Annotated in this window: 17 protein-coding genes; 7 read left to right on the top strand and 10 right to left on the bottom strand. The window is 40.6% G+C overall.

The genetic code is table 11. The annotated features are described in order from the left end of the window. Nucleotides 1–125: 125 nt before the first annotated feature. The 6 genes from IGL48_RS00595 to IGL48_RS00570 all read right to left on the bottom strand — a co-directional run bounded on the left by IGL48_RS00595 (nt 126) and on the right by IGL48_RS00570 (nt 6,005). Nucleotides 126–1,211, bottom strand: coding sequence for a BMP family lipoprotein (locus IGL48_RS00595; RefSeq protein ID WP_002356169.1), 1,086 nt, complete (start codon nt 1,209–1,211; stop codon nt 126–128). Between the two features lie 53 nt (nt 1,212–1,264). Next, nucleotides 1,265–2,338, bottom strand: a complete 1,074-nt coding sequence (locus tag IGL48_RS00590; protein WP_002356168.1) for a BMP family lipoprotein — start codon at nt 2,336–2,338, stop codon at nt 1,265–1,267. A gap of 94 nt (nt 2,339–2,432) precedes the next feature. After that, the gene (locus IGL48_RS00585; protein WP_002383839.1) at nt 2,433–2,897 is read right to left on the bottom strand and encodes a cytidine deaminase; all 465 of its coding nucleotides are present in this window, start codon (nt 2,895–2,897) and stop codon (nt 2,433–2,435) included. After that, complete coding sequence (gene deoC / locus IGL48_RS00580) at nt 2,866–3,528, bottom strand: deoxyribose-phosphate aldolase (protein WP_002356166.1); 663 nt, start codon at nt 3,526–3,528, stop codon at nt 2,866–2,868. Before deoC ends, IGL48_RS00585 begins: the two co-directional genes overlap by 32 nt. A 27-nt stretch (nt 3,529–3,555) precedes the next feature. Beyond that, nucleotides 3,556–4,857, bottom strand: a complete 1,302-nt coding sequence (locus tag IGL48_RS00575) for a pyrimidine-nucleoside phosphorylase (protein WP_002356165.1) — start codon at nt 4,855–4,857, stop codon at nt 3,556–3,558. A 140-nt stretch (nt 4,858–4,997) separates the two neighbouring features. Beyond that, on the bottom strand, nt 4,998–6,005 hold the full coding sequence (locus IGL48_RS00570; RefSeq protein ID WP_002356164.1) for a substrate-binding domain-containing protein: 1,008 nt from the start codon (nt 6,003–6,005) through the stop codon (nt 4,998–5,000). Nucleotides 6,006–6,146: 141 nt separating this feature from the next. Here IGL48_RS00570 and add point away from each other — a divergent pair, with 141 nt between their 5' ends. Next, nucleotides 6,147–7,178, top strand: a complete 1,032-nt coding sequence (gene add / locus IGL48_RS00565; RefSeq protein WP_033594613.1) for an adenosine deaminase — start codon at nt 6,147–6,149, stop codon at nt 7,176–7,178. 32 nt (nt 7,179–7,210) lie between these two features. Here add and IGL48_RS00560 read toward each other — a convergent pair whose 3' ends face one another. Both IGL48_RS00560 and IGL48_RS00555 read right to left on the bottom strand, forming a co-directional pair. Then, a complete protein-coding gene (locus IGL48_RS00560; protein ID WP_002356162.1) occupies nt 7,211–7,819 on the bottom strand; it encodes a class I SAM-dependent methyltransferase in 609 nt (202 codons plus the stop codon). A gap of 14 nt (nt 7,820–7,833) precedes the next feature. Further along, nucleotides 7,834–8,421 carry an SGNH/GDSL hydrolase family protein gene (locus IGL48_RS00555; RefSeq protein WP_002356161.1) on the bottom strand — a complete coding sequence of 196 codons (588 nt, stop codon included), beginning with the start codon at nt 8,419–8,421 and terminating at the stop codon, nt 7,834–7,836. Between the two features lie 154 nt (nt 8,422–8,575). On the opposite strand from IGL48_RS00555, the gene coaA reads away from it, so the two are divergent. The 4 genes from coaA (at nt 8,576) to IGL48_RS00535 (ending at nt 12,548) form a co-directional block, all read left to right on the top strand. Next, nucleotides 8,576–9,499, top strand: coding sequence for a type I pantothenate kinase (coaA, locus tag IGL48_RS00550; protein WP_002356160.1), 924 nt, complete (start codon nt 8,576–8,578; stop codon nt 9,497–9,499). 311 nt (nt 9,500–9,810) lie between these two features. Then, entirely contained in the window at nt 9,811–11,373 is a 1,563-nt protein-coding gene (gene guaA / locus IGL48_RS00545) for a glutamine-hydrolyzing GMP synthase (RefSeq protein ID WP_002356158.1), read from the top strand. A 136-nt stretch (nt 11,374–11,509) separates the two neighbouring features. Then, complete coding sequence (locus IGL48_RS00540; protein ID WP_048949631.1) at nt 11,510–11,851, top strand: hypothetical protein; 342 nt, start codon at nt 11,510–11,512, stop codon at nt 11,849–11,851. Nucleotides 11,852–12,002: 151 nt separating this feature from the next. Further along, a complete protein-coding gene (locus IGL48_RS00535) occupies nt 12,003–12,548 on the top strand; it encodes an ATP:cob(I)alamin adenosyltransferase (RefSeq protein WP_002385445.1) in 546 nt (181 codons plus the stop codon). 47 nt (nt 12,549–12,595) lie between these two features. Here the strand turns inward: IGL48_RS00535 and IGL48_RS00530 are convergent, their stop codons facing one another. Both IGL48_RS00530 and IGL48_RS00525 read right to left on the bottom strand, forming a co-directional pair. Continuing rightward, on the bottom strand, nt 12,596–13,384 hold the full coding sequence (locus IGL48_RS00530) for a PhzF family phenazine biosynthesis protein (RefSeq protein WP_002361520.1): 789 nt from the start codon (nt 13,382–13,384) through the stop codon (nt 12,596–12,598). Nucleotide 13,385: 1 nt separating this feature from the next. After that, nucleotides 13,386–14,351 (bottom strand): ornithine cyclodeaminase family protein, encoded by a 966-nt coding sequence (locus IGL48_RS00525; RefSeq protein ID WP_002359267.1) that lies wholly within the window; start codon nt 14,349–14,351, stop codon nt 13,386–13,388. Between the two features lie 97 nt (nt 14,352–14,448). On the opposite strand from IGL48_RS00525, the gene IGL48_RS00520 reads away from it, so the two are divergent. Both IGL48_RS00520 and IGL48_RS00515 read left to right on the top strand, forming a co-directional pair. Beyond that, nucleotides 14,449–15,861, top strand: a complete 1,413-nt coding sequence (locus IGL48_RS00520) for a PLP-dependent aminotransferase family protein (RefSeq protein WP_048949632.1) — start codon at nt 14,449–14,451, stop codon at nt 15,859–15,861. Further along, the gene (locus IGL48_RS00515; protein WP_002363485.1) at nt 15,858–16,301 is read left to right on the top strand and encodes a MepB family protein; all 444 of its coding nucleotides are present in this window, start codon (nt 15,858–15,860) and stop codon (nt 16,299–16,301) included. Before IGL48_RS00520 ends, IGL48_RS00515 begins: the two co-directional genes overlap by 4 nt. The last annotated feature ends 32 nt before the right edge of the window (nt 16,302–16,333 follow it).

Genomic DNA, 16,333 nt, shown 5'->3' with positions numbered 1-16,333 from the left:
CTCAACTATTTAGTTAAAAATCCAAACATCATAAAGGGTTTCCTTGGCAGCCGTCGCTGCCAAGGACCACTTTATTTTTAGAAGGAACAATAATGAGCCCTTCTTTTTTCATTTAGGAGCTTAAATTATTCTGGTTTTTCTGGGACTTTTACGTCACCTGAGATTACTTTATCTTTTGCTGTTTTAACAGCTTCTTTTGTTTTGTCGTTTAAATAGCCGTCTGTTAAGTCAACGCCACCATCTTTTAATCCATAAACTAAATGTTCGCCACCAGGGAATTTGTCTTCTAACGCACGGTTGGCAATATCTTGAACCGCTGTGCCGACACCTTTAAGGGTTGAAGTTAACGTGAAGTTGTCTTCTTTGCCGTCTTTTGTTTTGTACTTGCCATCAGCATCTTGATCGCGGTCAACACCGATTACCCAAACTTTGTCGCCAGAACCTGATTCATTCAAGTCTTTTGCTTCTTGGAAGACCCCTTGTCCAGTCGCACCAGAAGCATGGAAGATGATATCAACGCCGTTTTGATACATTGCAGCAGCTAAAGCTTTCCCTTTGGCAGGATCAGCAAATGAAGCCGCATATTTTGTATCAACAGTAATTTCTTTACCTAATTCTTTCGCAGCATCAGCCACACCTTTTTCAAAACCAGCTTGGAAACGGTCAATTACGACCCCTTCTTCACCACCAACAAAACCGACTTTGTTCGTTTTTGTTTCGTTTGCAGCAGCAACACCGGCTAAGTAAGCTGCTTCATTATCTCTAAATGTTGCAGAAACGACATTCTTTTTGCCATCGATTTGATCATCGATTAAAACAAAGTTTGTATCAGGGTTGGCATCTGCTGCAGAAGAAATTGCATCTTTTAGCAAGTAGCCAATACCAAAGATTGTGTTGAATTTACTTGATACCGCTTGGTCAATATTTGTTGTATAGTCAGCTGCATCATTCGATTGAATATATGCATACCCTTTTGAACCTTCTGGTAAATCATGTTCTTTACCCCAAGCTTGCAATCCTTCCCAAGAAGATTGGTTGAACGACTTGTCATCCACGCCGCCTGTATCTGTAATGATTACAGCACTATGCGCTGCATCCCCTTTGCCACCGCCGCTTTCAGCGGTTTTTCCTTTGCCACCACCACATGCTGCAAGTGAAACTGATAAACCTAATGCAATCAAACTAAAACCGAATAATTTTGCTTTTTTCATTTCTGTAAAGCCTCCTAAAAATAGTTTAATGTATTTAAACAACTAAGTTGTTTCTAAGGTTGGTCTGGGACTTTTACGTCACCAGAGATGATTTGTTCTTTGGCTTCTTTAACTGCCGTTTTGGCTTGATCGCTTAGGGCTTCTGTTGTTAAATCAACACCGCCATCTTTCAATCCATAAGTTAAATGTTCGCCGCCAGGGAATTTATCTTCTAATGCAAGATCAGAGATTTTTTTCACAGCAATATTTACACCTTTAATGGTTGAAGCTAACGTTAAGTTATCATCCTTGCCATCTTTGGTTGTATATTTACCGTCTTCGTTTTGGTCACGGTCAACACCAATCACCCAAACTTTATCTTTTGAACCTGTTTCATTTAGCGCTTTGGCTTCTTGGAAGATTCCTTGTCCTGTAGTCGCCGCTGCGTGATAAATAATGTCGGCACCTGCTTGATACATAGAAGAAGCTAAGGCCCGTCCTTTTGAAGCGTCTGCAAATGTCCCTGCATAAGTAGACGTAATTTGAATATCTTTGCCTAATTTTTTGCCAGCGTCTGCTACACCTTTTTCAAAACCAGCTTGGAAACGGCCAATAACAGGTCCTTCAACCCCGCCGATAAATCCTACTTTGTTGGTTTTCGTAGTGTTAGCTGCTGCCACACCTGCTAAATACGCAGATTCATTATCTCTAAATGTTGCAGAAGCGACGTTGTTTTTCCCATTAACTGTATCGTCGATTAGAACGAAATTCGTTTCTGGGTTGGCGTCCGCTGCATCTACTACTGCATTTTTTAGTAAATAGCCAATGCCAAAAATCGTTTTAAATTGACTTGAAATGGCTTGGTCAATGTTTGATGTATAATCAGATGCTTCATTTGATTGAATATACGCATACCCTTGAGGTCCTTCTGGAAGTTTGTGCTCTTTGCCCCACTCTTGCATTCCTTCCCACGCAGATTGGTTAAAAGATTTGTCATCAATGCCGGCTGTATCTGTGACCATTACGACACTATGTTGTGGATCACCTTTTGTGTTGGCGTTCTTTTTGCTATTGCCGCCACATGCAGCTAACCCAATGGTTAAGGCAACTGCTGCCAATCCTAGACCTAAAAATTTTGCTTGTTTCACTTTCCGAAAAGCCCCCTACTATTTATCTATTATTTCATTCGCATTTATGCTATTGAAATCTACTTTGAGCCCAACGAAACCTTATGTCCTTTTTTTAAAAATCTTTATCTGTAAATGAATAGGGCAATAATGCCTCAACTGTCATTGTTTTAGTCGCGCCATCTTTACCAACTAGCGTGACCGGCATTTGTGGATCAAAGAATTCAGCCATTACTTGACGACAAGCGCCACATGGAGAAATGGGTGCCTCTGTATTACCTGCTACAACTAAATGTTGGAAGGTCCGTTCATCTTCTGAAATGGCTTTAAAAATCGCCGTTCTTTCTGCACAATTTGTTAAACCAAAGGAGGCATTTTCAATGTTGACTCCTTGATACATTTTCCCGTCTGTAGTCACTAAGCAAGCGCCCACAGGAAAGTTAGAATACGGTACATAGGCGTGTGCCAATGCTTCTACGGCACAATCAAGCCATTCTTGTTTTACTGTCATCTTTTTCGCCACACCTTCGTTTAATTTGAAATACGAATTAATACCCTTCGCCAGTTGCGCCAGAAACAATTGCTACACCCGTACTTGCACCGATGCGTGTTGCCCCAGCTTCAATCATTGCTAACGCTTCTTCTGCATTATGCACGCCACCAGAAGCCTTAACGCCCATGTCAGGACCAACTGTCTCACGCATTAAACGAATGTCTGCTACTTTAGCGCCGCCTGTTGAGAAGCCAGTAGATGTTTTAACGAAATCGGCACCTGCTTCTTTGGCTAATTCACAAGCTTTAACTTTTTCTTCGTCTGTTAATAATGCTGTTTCAATAATCACTTTGACTAACGCTTTTCCTTTGGCTGCATCTACTACGCCTTGAATGTCTTGACGTACGTAATCGTATTGTTGTGATTTTAATGCACCAATATTAATCACCATATCCACTTCATTCGCACCATTTTTAATCGCATCAGCTGCTTCGTATGCTTTAACTTCTGGTGTATTTGCCCCCAAAGGAAAGCCAATAACGGTACACACAGCGACGTCGGTATCTGCTAATTGCTCGCTAGCAAAAGCGACCCAACAAGGATTGATACATACAGAGAAAAAGTTGTACTCCTTAGCTTCGTCAATAATTTTTTGGACAGCGGCTTCTGTCGCTTCTGGTTTCAAAATAGTGTGGTCAATCATGCGGTTTAATTCCATGATGAGAATTCCTCTTTTCTTTTTGTTTTATTCCGTAATGATATCGTGAATCAAAATAGGCTCTTCGCCGGTTGGTCCAATTTCAATGTTTTTATAAAGCAATTGTTCGACTTCTGTCACGTCTTCACGATTGGCATAAATGGTTAGTAATGATTCGCCTTTTTCAACTGGGCTCCCTACTTTTTTGTGAAGTTTCAAGCCAACTGCAAAATCAATCGTATCTTCTTTCGTAGCCCGACCAGCGCCCAGCAACATTGCGGCAACGCCAATTTCATTGGCAACGATTTTTTGTACCACGCCTGTTTCTTTGGCAGGTAAATCAAATTGATAAGTTGCGGTTAATAATTTTTCTGGCTGGTCAACAACGGAACTGTCGCCGCCTTGATTTTCAATCATTTCTTTAAATTTTGCGAGCGCTCGACCGCTTGTTAATGCTTCTTCTAATAAAGCCCGTGCTTCGTCTAATGTCTCGGCTTTTTTAGCTAAAACGACCATCTGACTTCCTAAGACATAGCACATCTCCACTAAATCTTCTGGCCCATTTCCTTGCAAGGTCTCGATTGCTTCAACGATTTCTAAACTATTTCCGATGGCCTCCCCTAAAGGTTGTGACATGTCTGAAATTACTGCCATCGTTTGGCGATTTGCCAGTTTCCCAATGCGAACCATTGTTTCCGCTAATCGACGAGCACTTGCTAGGTCTTTCATAAAGGCCCCTTCACCAGTAGTCACGTCTAAGACAATCGCATCTGCCCCTGCGGCAATTTTTTTACTCATAATGGAACTTGCAATTAATGGAATTGAGTCAACAGTGGCGGTCACATCACGTAACGCATAAAGTTTTTTGTCTGCTGGTGCTAGATCACCTGACTGACCAATCACTGCCACTTTTGTATCGTTCACCAATTGAATAAAACGTTCTTCTGTCAATTCAACTTTAAAACCAGGAATCGCTTCTAATTTATCCAACGTACCGCCCGTGTAGCCTAAGCCACGACCAGACATTTTTGCTACATTGACCCCGACACTAGCAACTAACGGCGCTAAAATAAGCGTCGTAGTGTCGCCTACGCCACCTGTAGAATGCTTGTCGACTTTGATTCCTTCTATAGAAGAAAGATCCACAATTTCGCCTGAATGGACCATTGCTAACGTCATTTGTGTAATTTCTTCGTCTGTCATATCTTGGTAAAAAACAGCCATTAAAAAGGCACTTACCTGATAATCTGGAATTGAACCATCTGTGTATCCGTTGATAATAAATTGAATTTCTTCGCTTGTTAGTTGATGCCCGTCACGTTTCTTTTCAATAATGTCTACCATTCTCATGAATTCGTTCCCTCCGATTTCCCGATAATGTATTATACAACAAAATCGTTCAGCTTTAAACCATTTAGTAAACCAGTTTACTATTATTTTTTTCTTGTGAAAACGCAAACAACACGAACGTTCTATTTCTAAGCTGTTTTTTAAATCGGTTTTGTGCTTTTTCTAGCAATAAACGTCGCATCGAAAACTTTATTCGGAACTTTCCCTGTTGGATCTGCAATAGCTTCCACCAAAAATTTTGCTGCATAATAGCCAATATCAAAACTCGGCTGATAGACGGTTGTTAAACTCGGCACCAAATATTCGGAAATTTCCAAGCCATCAAAACCAACCACCGAAATATCGTCAGGAATTTTCTTGCCCGCTTCTTCAATGGCTTGATAAGCTCCCATCGCCATTTCATCATTGCCACAAAAAATTGCTGTGATTTCTTCATTTTTCAAAACTTCTTTCGCCGCAGCATAGCCGCCATGCAAGTTCAATTCCCCAGCACAAACATAATGCGGACGAAAAGGTAAATTGTTGTCCTGTAACGCATGCTGATACGCCGTCACTCGTTCCGTTAAACGATAATAGCCGGCACTTTCACGCAACATGCCAATATGCTGATGCCCTTGTTGAATCAAATGATGGACCGCTTGATAAGCACCTTCGTACTCTTTAACGATTAATCGTCCACTATCTCGTGGATTAATCCCACGATCGACAAGAATGACAGGAATCGGATGTTCTCGTCGGTCTTTTAAAATATGATTTTCTGGCAAAACATTCGGCGTGGCAAAAATAATGCCATCTACCGACCGATGAATCAACTCGCTAACATATTGCATCGCTTGCTCGGAATCATGCTTTGAATTGCATAACAAAATCATGTAGCCTAACGAATTTAAATATGTTTCCACACCTTCAATCACTTTTGAGAAAAAGAAATCCGTCACATCTGGCACAATCATACCAATGGTTTTGGAATGACGGTTGATTACATTCGAAGCAAAGTAATCTGGCTTGTAATGATTTTCAGCGACTACCGCCAACACCTTGTTACGGGTTTTTTCACTGAAACGACTACCTTTATTATTCAGAATTTGTGAGACGGTTGTGACAGAAACACCAGCCATATCAGCAATTTCTTTAATCGTTAGTTTCATCGCGCCCCTCCCAACGTCTCCTTTTGCATTGACAGACATTTGTAGACGTGTTACAGTCTTCAAAATACTTATCGAATCTTTTACATTTTAACAAAAAAAAGACAAAAGAAATAGACTAAAAAGATTAAAAAACAAAAGAAAATGGAGGCTATTTTTTTCATGGAAGAATCCCGTGTCCGTCAATTACCAAAAATCGAGCTGCACTGTCACTTAGATGGGTCGATTCGACCAACCACTTTACGCACCATTGCTGAAAAACAAAACATTCCATTACCCCAAGACGAACAAGCCTTGAAAGAGTTAGTGGTTGCCCCTGAAAAATGCACCGATTTGAATGATTATTTAACTCGGTTCGACTTCGTGCTAACCTGTCTACAAACGGCCGAAGCTTTGCAAGCAGCGGCGTATGACGTGATTAGCCAAGCTGCCGAAGATGGCGTGGCATACATAGAGGTGCGTTTTGCGCCTTCGCAACATACAGAAAAAGGCTTACGGTTACCTGAAATCGTGACCGCTGTTTTAACTGGCTTAAAACAAGGCGAAGAAGATTTTGGTGTAAAAAGCAATGCACTGTTATGCGGCATGCGGCATGACCAACAACAAGCCATAGAAAAAATCGTTCACTTAGCGCATGATTTCAGAGAGACAGGCGTTGTCGGCTTTGATTTAGCTGGCAATGAAGTCGATTTCCCTCCATACACATTTGAAGACGTATTAGCTTTAGCCAACCAATTGTCAATTCCATTAACACTCCACGCTGGGGAATGCGGCTGTGGCAAAAACGTCGCTGATGCTGTCACTTTAGGTGCTACTCGGATTGGTCACGGTATTGCTTTGAAAGATACACCCGAATACTTGGCGCTCTTAAAAGAAAAAAAGGTTCTTTTAGAAATGTGTCCAACTAGCAACTTCCAAACAGGCACCGTCAAAACATTGGCTGAATACCCTTTTCAACAATTTATAGAGGCTGGCTTAGCCGTCTGCGTCAATACCGATAATCGCACTGTTTCAGATACTACGTTAACGAAAGAATTCATGAAATTGGCCACTTGGTATCAATTAAGTTATGACGAAATGAAGCAACTCACTAAAAATGCGCTTGCAGGTGCTTTTTTATCGCCAGACGAAAAAAAACTGTTGAACCAAAAAATTGATCAAGCGTATCTATTCTAAAAAAGAACCGCCACTAAAGTGGCGGTTCTTTTTTACTCTGCTTCTTTAACACTTCGTAAAATATAATAGCCTTTGTCTTTTGTCACAATTTCAACATTGCCAAATACTTCAGCCATTTTCTTTTCTGCACTAGGTGCACCTTGTTTCTTTTGAATAACCACCGTTAGTGTGCCACCAACTTTCAACAACGGAAAAGCCCCTGTTAAAATGCCATGGACAACTTTTTTACCTGCACGAATGGGCGGGTTGCTAACAATCGCCGCGTAGGTCGTTTCGTTTAAGGTTTCATACACATTGGAAGAATGGATATCCACAGTAGTAATTTGGTTGCGTTGGGCGTTCATTTGAGCTAGCCCAACCGCCCGTTGGTTGACATCCACCATTTCCACCAGTCGACCAGTCGCCGCTGCTAAGGACAACCCAATTGGTCCATAGCCACAACCAACATCTAACAAACGGCCTGCTGGTAAATTTTCCCATTCAAAGGCATCAATCAACACACGAGAACCATAATCCACCGTTCCTCTTGAGAAGACCCCGCTATCGGTCGTAAACTGAAAGGTCCGACCACGTAATGGAAAAGACCAGCTTTCTAAATCATGTGCTAATTCTGGATTTTCTGTATAATAATGATTCGCCATTTTGTTCTTCCTATCTATGCTTGTTTTGGTTTTAGTCTACCTTTTATTTCTCGAACAATCAAGGCACCTAATAATTCATAGCCCACTTGTGAAAAATGCAAACCATCCGCTTGTAAAAATTCATCCGTTCCAGGATAAACAGTCATCGCTTTATACAAATCAATAACTGGCAAGTTATGTGCCGCTCCGACTTCTTGTGCAACCTTGACCAATTCCTTGATACGCGTCTGTGGACGTTCTGGACGTCTGCCACTATCCGCATATGGTGGCGTAATTAAAATCACCTTTTCTGAACCAATTTCGTGAATCATTGTTTCAAGGTTTTCTCTAAACGTGGCTACTGTTATATTTCGATCCAGTGACGCATCATTGGCGCCAAAGAAAATCACCACCTCATCAGGTTTCTCAATTAGTACTTCTTTATTTAATCGTTTTAAACCATCTTCTGTTGTATCGCCAGGCATTCCAGCATTAATGACAGCCACTTCTTCTAGACCCATCGCAGCAATATCCCGTTTTACTAAGTCAACAAGAACAGGTGAGACAGCTTCGTCTAAATAACCAGCAGTAATGCTATCACCAAATAATACAATTTTTCTCATGGCTTTTCCCCTCTTTTCTAACAGTTTTCTCTTTTCATGATACCATTTTCATCATAAATTGGCGAAGAAGGGAATTCTTTTGTAAAATCCTGTGTTTCCCTTGTGAAATTATGGTAAAATGTACAAAGATTGAACAGGGTTTGGTGGAGGAACAATGGACGATAAAATGAATTACTACCCAATTTCCAGAGAAGAATGGCATGGGTTTTATCATGACGGCAAAGCACCGTTAACCGAAGCAGAATTGGATAACATTAAAAGTGTGAACGACCAAATTTCACTAAAAGATGTACAAGAAATTTATGTACCCTTAACGCATCTTATTCATTTGTACATGAAAGAATTTGAATCGCTAACACTTAGCAAAGGATTATTCCTACATGAATATGTCTCTGTACCACCATTCATCATTGGAATTGCCGGCAGTGTCGCCGTTGGTAAAAGCACCACCGCTCGTCTTTTGCAAAGAATTCTGGCCCGAACGTTTAAACGAAGAAACGTTCAACTCATTACAACGGATGGATTTTTGTATCCCAATAAAGTGTTAGAAGAACAAGGAATTATGGACCGAAAAGGGTTTCCTGAAAGTTATGACATGGAGAAGCTAATTAATTTCTTAAACGAAGTCAAAAGCGGCAAAGACGAAATTAAAGCACCCGTCTATTCTCACAGTGTCTACGATGTTATCGAAGGCGAATATGAGTTGATTCAACAACCAGATATTCTGATTGTTGAAGGCATTAACACCTTACAGTTACCCGCCAATCAACAAATTTATGTGAGTGATTTTTTTGATTTTTCTATTTTTGTGGATGCCGATCCAGCCTTAATTGAAAAATGGTACCTAGAACGTTTTGGGGCCTTATTAGATACGGCTTTCTTAGATCCTAATAATTATTATTACCAATATGCAATTGGCAAACGAGAAGATGCTTTCGCCATGGCACGGAATGTTTGGAAAACCGTGAACTTACCGAACTTGGAGGAATATATCTTGCCAACGCGCGGACGTGCGGACATTATTTTGCATAAAACGGAAAATCATTTGATTGACCAAATCTATCTACGTAAATATTAAGGGTTGACGAGCTAAGAAATATCCTGTATCTTTTGTAGAAATATCCTTGAAAATTTTCAGCAGAATGCATGACTTTCAAGGAGTAAAATGTTTTAATAAGTATAGCTAGACAAAGAAGAGTACGGAACAAAAGTGAACCACTTTTTAACCGCCTGATTCTCGGCTGTTTAAAAATAGCCCCTGCGGAATTAAGCCAAAATTTTCTAAAAATCGTAAAACAATTTTTGAAAATCCTTTCTTAATTCTTGGTGCTGACCACTTTTTAACCGCCTTTTCTTTAGATAAATTTAAATGGATAAGGGGTAATAGACGTGACTAACGTTGCCGATTTGACATCTGTCGAAAAAATTATTGTTTTAGACTTTGGTAGTCAGTTTAACCAATTGATTACTCGTCGTATTCGTGAATTTGGCGTATTCTCTGAGTTATTAAGCCACCGAACTACGGCAGAAGAAATTCGCAAAATCGCGCCTAAAGGAATCATCTTCTCAGGTGGACCAAACAGCGTGTATGACAAAGATGCTTTTAGCATTGATCCAGAAATTTATGAGTTAGGAATTCCCATTCTTGGCATCTGCTACGGTATGCAATTAATGACTCATAACTTAGGCGGAAAAGTAGAACCTGCCGCAAACCGTGAATACGGAAAAGCAGAATTAGAAATCCTTGGTGATGCGACATTATTCCAAGGAACACCTGCGAAACAAACCGTTTGGATGAGCCACGGTGATTTAGTAACAGAAATCGCTCCTGGATTCGAAAAAGTTGGGACAAGCAACGATTGTCCAATCGCTTCTATCGAAGATGCCAACCGCAAATTCTACGGCGTACAATTTCACCCAGAAGTTCGTCATTCAGAATATGGTAACGACTTATTACGTCACTTTGCTTTTGATGTGTGTGGCTGTACTGGTGACTGGAGCATGGAAAACTTCATCGATATGGAAGTCGCTAAAATCCGTGAACAAGTAGGCGATAAAAAAGTCTTACTTGGTTTATCAGGTGGCGTTGACTCAAGTGTTGTCGGCGTGCTTTTACAAAAAGCCATTGGCGACCAATTAACTTGTATCTTCGTTGACCATGGATTATTACGTAAAGGTGAAGCGGAACAAGTAATGGAAAGTTTAGGCGGTAAATTTGGCTTAAACATTATTAAAGTAGATGCAAAAGAACGCTTCTTAAGCAAATTAGCAGGCGTTTCTGACCCTGAACAAAAACGTAAAATCATCGGTAACGAATTTGTGTATGTTTTTGATGACGAAGCAACTAAACTTGCTGGGGAAGAAGGCGTTTCATTCCTAGCACAAGGAACTCTTTACACAGACGTCATCGAATCTGGTACAGAAACTGCGCAAACAATTAAATCACATCACAACGTTGGTGGTCTTCCTGAAGACATGCAATTTGAATTAATTGAACCTTTAAATACATTATTCAAAGACGAAGTTCGTGCCTTAGGAACTGAACTTGGCATGCCTGATGCAATCGTTTGGCGCCAACCATTCCCAGGACCAGGATTAGGTATTCGTGTGCTTGGTGAAATTACAGAAGATAAATTACAAATCGTTCGTGATTCAGATGCTATCCTACGTGAAGAAATCGCAGCAGCTGGCTTAGATCGTGACATTTGGCAGTACTTTACTGTCTTACCTGGCATCCGCTCAGTAGGTGTTATGGGCGATGGCCGTACCTACGATTACACAGTCGGTATCCGTGCTGTGACTTCTATCGACGGCATGACCGCTGACTTTGCCCGTATCCCTTGGGATGTTTTACAAAAAATCTCTGTGCGCATCGTGAACGAAGTTGCACATGTAAACCGTATCGTGTACGATATTACTTCAAAACCACCTGCAACTGTGGAGTGGGAATAACAATCAACCCGCTAGAAAACCTATAAATAGGTTTTCTAGCGGGTTTATTTTTTATTGGTCACACTTTCCTCCCACCATTCTCCATTTTTCCTTTGCTCCACCGCCCTCAAAGTCCTATAATTTAATCATAAGAATAGTGACTATTAATAAAATTCATCAACCAAAAGGAAGCGATTTCAACATGTCAAAAGAAACTTTTCTTAAGTATGGTTTTGTTGTCCTCTTCATAGGAATTTTTTTACTTCGTGCCCAAAAAGTTATTTCTGAGCCCCTTTCGTACCTTTTTTCGGGTATTCTTTTGCTTATTGTTGCGTATTTAATACTCGTGAAAAAAATGAACTTTTTCTCAAGTTTGCTCACAGTTACCGACCAGCCTTCTTCTACCCAACAACGATTAGGTCAACTTTCTGGTCTTGTCAGTTTATTGATTGGTTTACTTCTGGTAATTCTTAGCTTCATTTTCTTTCTCCAACCTTGATTCCCCCCTTGACTCTCCCTTCACTCTTGGCTATGATTACCTTAGCAAGTACAATGGTGTACTGTGAACAGTCGAGCAACGGCGCTCAAAAAGATTGGCTTTCGTGCATTCTTTTTGAGGGCTTTTTATTTTTAGAAAGTAGGGAAATTGAATGGAAAAAATGTACCGCAGTCCGTATGAAGCGTACCCGTATCTATCTTCTAAACCAGAAGATTTACGATGTGATTTTGAATTAATGACTGATGAATTGGCCTCGATGACAGGTCTTCTACGAGGATATGTGCAACAATTAGACGTCCCTGAACAGCCTGCACTAACAGAAGAACTAGCTAAAATTTGCGAGTTAATCTACCATGTCAATCCAACGACCCGAACAAAATTAACAGTCACAGAGGAAGAAATAGCCTGGCTTTTGGAACGTGTCAATGCTATGAATGAACTGACATACGAAGAAAATCGTCCTTTTGTTTTACCGATGGGCACAATCTGTTCCTCTTATGCACACATTTTAAGAGCCAAAGCCAAAGATATTGTTCGTTTACTTTATCGCATGGACTATGGTGGTAAAAAAATTGATCCGCAGCTGTATGATGTAGTCAACTTACTCTCAGGTTACTTTTTCATGTTAGCTTTGTATCTAAATCAGCTCGAAAATGGTGAAGAAGTTCCCTTTGTTTCTCGCAACTATTCTATTTAAAAAGTACACCGACCGCTAACAACGAATTGCTAGCGGACGGTGTACTTTTATACAGGCAAGTACGCTTCCCCTTTTGCAAATAGTTTAGCAGTACCACCAATAATGACTCGATCTTCTTTCACTTCACAAGTTAAAAAGCCGCCTCTTGGGGACACTTGATAGGCCGAAAGGGTCATTTGATTGAGCCGTTTTCCCCAATAAGGAATTAAATTGGCGTGCGCAGAACCACAAACTGGATCTTCGTTAATTCTTAGTTTCGGGAAAAAAGTCCGTGAAACAAAATCCACCGAGTCTCCTGGTGCCGTTACAATGACTCCTACTCCTAAATCCAATGCTTTTAATGCAGAAAAATCTGGTGTGATTTTTGCCACTGTCTCTTCGTTTTTTAAGACAAAAAATAAATCGCGGCCTAAATAAGCTTCATAAATTTTCGCGCCTAAAGCGACTTCATACTCTGGCAAAATTGGAATCCTTTCCGGTAGGATATAAGGAAAATCTAGATAATAGTATTCCTCTTTTTTGGTCACTGCGAGCGGTCCACTTTGACTAGTAAAATGAAGCGTTTCTTCCGCAACGGAATAATAGTTAAATAACACAAAAGCCGTCGCTAATGTAGCATGCCCGCAGAGATCGATTTCTCGTTCCGGCGTAAACCAGCGCAGGGCGTAACTTTGTCCCTCCTTGACCGTAAAAGCAGTCTCTGACAAATTATTTTCAATCGCAATGTTTTGCATCACCGCTTCTGGCAACCATTTTTCCAAAACATAAACAGCGGCGGGATTGCCTTTAAAAACTTCCTCCGCGAAAGCATCGACAATATAATAGGGATAACTCATTTTAATTCTCTCCTTGTATTTTTTGATAAATGTATTCCGCGCAACACAAATCCTCAACTGCTAAGCCAACCGCATCAAAAATCGTGCGGCCTTTCTGCTCCGCCTTTAGTTTAACTTTGCCAGTGACTAATTCGCCGAGAGAACCTACAATTTTTTCAGCTGAAAAGGCACCTTCTGAAATCGGAATTAAAAGATCCCCGCTTTCTTTTAATGCAGCCGCATACTCATCTACAAACACTTGACTGTTTTTAACAAGGTCGCTTGTTAATTCTCTGGAAGTCGGCGTGAATGTACCAATTGCATTGATATGGGCATTCGGCAAAACGTCTTTTTCTTCTAAAAATGCGTCCTGACTGGAAGTTAGTGTACAGATAATTTCCGCTTCCTGGACGGCTTCTTGGACAGAAGAACAACCAATAAAGGTACATTCGGGGTAATTGTGCTGTTGCTTAGCGATTAATTTTCGTGCACGTTCTGCTGTGCGGTCATATATAAAAACCTTTTCAATCGCCCGAACGCTTTGTAGCGCTGCGAGATGAGATGAAGCTTGTTGACCTGCACCAATCAAAGCGATACTTTTTGCCTTTGGAGCTGCTAAATAATCGGTTGCCAAAGCAGAAACAGCTGCCGTGCGAAGCCACGTAATCGCATTGGCGTCCATCATCGCGACTGGTCTTCCAGTAGAACTATCAAACAATAAAATTTGACCAAGATGTGAGGCCAAATTTTTTTGTGGATTTTCTGGAAAAGCTGTAATGATTTTTGCCCCAAAAAAGCGATTTTTTCCTAAGTAAGCAGGCATTAATGCAAAAAGATTCTGATTTTCCCCATCTGGTAAAACCTCTACATGGCGCTCACTTTGCGAAATTTTTCCTTTTTGCAGCTCTGCAAAGCAACGTTTCATCACTTGAATTGCTTCGGAAAACGACAATTGTTGAATAACCCTCTCATAAGAAATAATGTCCATCTGAATTCCTCCCTTTGCGCTATCATAAACCAGACAAACAATACACTCAATGCTATAATTGTATGGAATACAATTTTATAGAAAGGAAGTTCCCCTCATGCCGATTAATTCCTATGAGAACTATGCGTTGTCATGGCGCCCTGTTAAAGAACGTTTAACAAGACCTTATTACCAATCATTGGTTCAACAATTAGAAGCGGATATCTTATCTGGTGCGCTTCAAAAAAATGTGAAATTGCCTTCGCAAAGAGAATTAGCTGATTACTTGGATCTGAATTTCACGACGATTGGTCAAGCCTATAAACACGCTATGGAAAAAGGCTTACTTTATACCAACATCGGTAGCGGCACTTTCGTTTCTCCCAACGCGTTTCACTCAATTACAATCTCTACCAACCAAGTAGCGGACCATCTAATTGATTTAGGGCTGGTTAGTTCCTTTGATATGTGTAATCAGCGGATTTTACCTTTTATTGAATCAGTTAGTAAAAATGCGGCCCTTAACAGTTTGCTAAATTATCGCGATCCTTTAGGTACGCACTTTCAACGAGCAACCGCTGCCGAATGGCTTCAGACACAAGGCGTTCGGACCAATGCCGAAGAAGTTGCCATTGTATCTGGTGTCCAGAATGGGCTGGCCGTGACGTTAGCCGCCGCTTTTTCTCCAGGTCAGCGGATTGCCGTAGATCGATACACGTATTCAAATTTTATTGAACTCGCCCAGCTTTATCATTTAGAAATCGTCCCGATTGGCTATGATTTCGAGGGGATGGACCCAGAGCATTTACTGCAAGAATGCAAAAAGAAAAAAATACATGGTATTTTCTTAATGCCCGCATGTAATAACCCGATTGGTTTCCAAATGTCTAGCGCCCGCCGAATGACTTTAGCTGAAATCATTCAGCAAGAACACTTATGGGTAATTGAAGATGACATTCATTCTTTTTTAACAACTTATGCACAGCAAGCAGTTTTACCAACGTTTCAAGAACTCTTACCTCAACAAACGATTTACTTAGCGGGGATGACAAAGTTTGTCTGTACAGGCTTACGCATTGCGTACCTTGTTTTCCCTCCGCTTCTTCGCCAAGAAATAGAGCGTGCGATTTTTAACATTAACGTTAAAACTTCTGGCTTTGATGCTGAAATTGTCACCCAAGTCTTACGCTCACCAGTTGCAGAAGAATTAGTGATAGAAAAATTGGCTTTAACAAAACAAGCCAATGACTTATTTGATACCATTTTTGGGTTAGCTAGACCTAGCAATCCTTTGCCGTACTACCGAACTATTCCCCTTTCTACCGAAAAAACGGCGCCGCAAATTGAACAAGAATTTCTCCAAAATGGGGTACGTCTTTTTCACTCGAGCCGCTTTACTGTGCAAAATCAGCCAGATGCTTTTTTACGAATTTCCTTGGCCTCCAATCAGCTTGAGGTATTGGCGAAAGGATTAACCATTATCCAAGAACTCTTACCGACATTAAACGAAAAGAAAGGACATTCCCTATGAATTCATTGCCAATACTTGAAAAAGCAGTGGGCGCGATCACCCTGCTTTCCGAAGAAAAACAAAATGCCGAATATGAAGGCTTTTTATGTCAAGTTAATGAATCGCAACAACTTATCCGCAGTCGTTTAGCCAAAAAAACGCCGAAAAAAGAAGGCTATTTTGCAGCCTTCTGGGAAAAAAATCAACAAAATCAGAACGAAGCCTTTGATGCAACGGAAGCCCCTGAAATGTTAGCAATTGTCATTGCTGATCAAGAAAAGCAAGGTCTCTTTCTTCTGCCGAAAGAATGTTTAATCCAACAAAAAATTCTCAAAACGCACCAACAAAAAGGCAAAATGGCAGCCCGTTTTTATCCTTCTTGGTGCCAAAACCTTAATCAAACCGCCAAAAAAACACAAAAATGGCAACTAGCTTACTTTACTGACTTATCTAAATACTAAAAACGTCAGCTGGCTTCAGAAGCCAGCTGACG

The sequence above is a fragment of the Enterococcus sp. DIV1090 genome (genome assembly GCF_050537975.1).
GTDB classification, from domain to species: Bacteria; Bacillota; Bacilli; order Lactobacillales; family Enterococcaceae; genus Enterococcus; species Enterococcus faecalis.
This window is presented reverse-complemented; position numbering and strand designations above follow the sequence as displayed.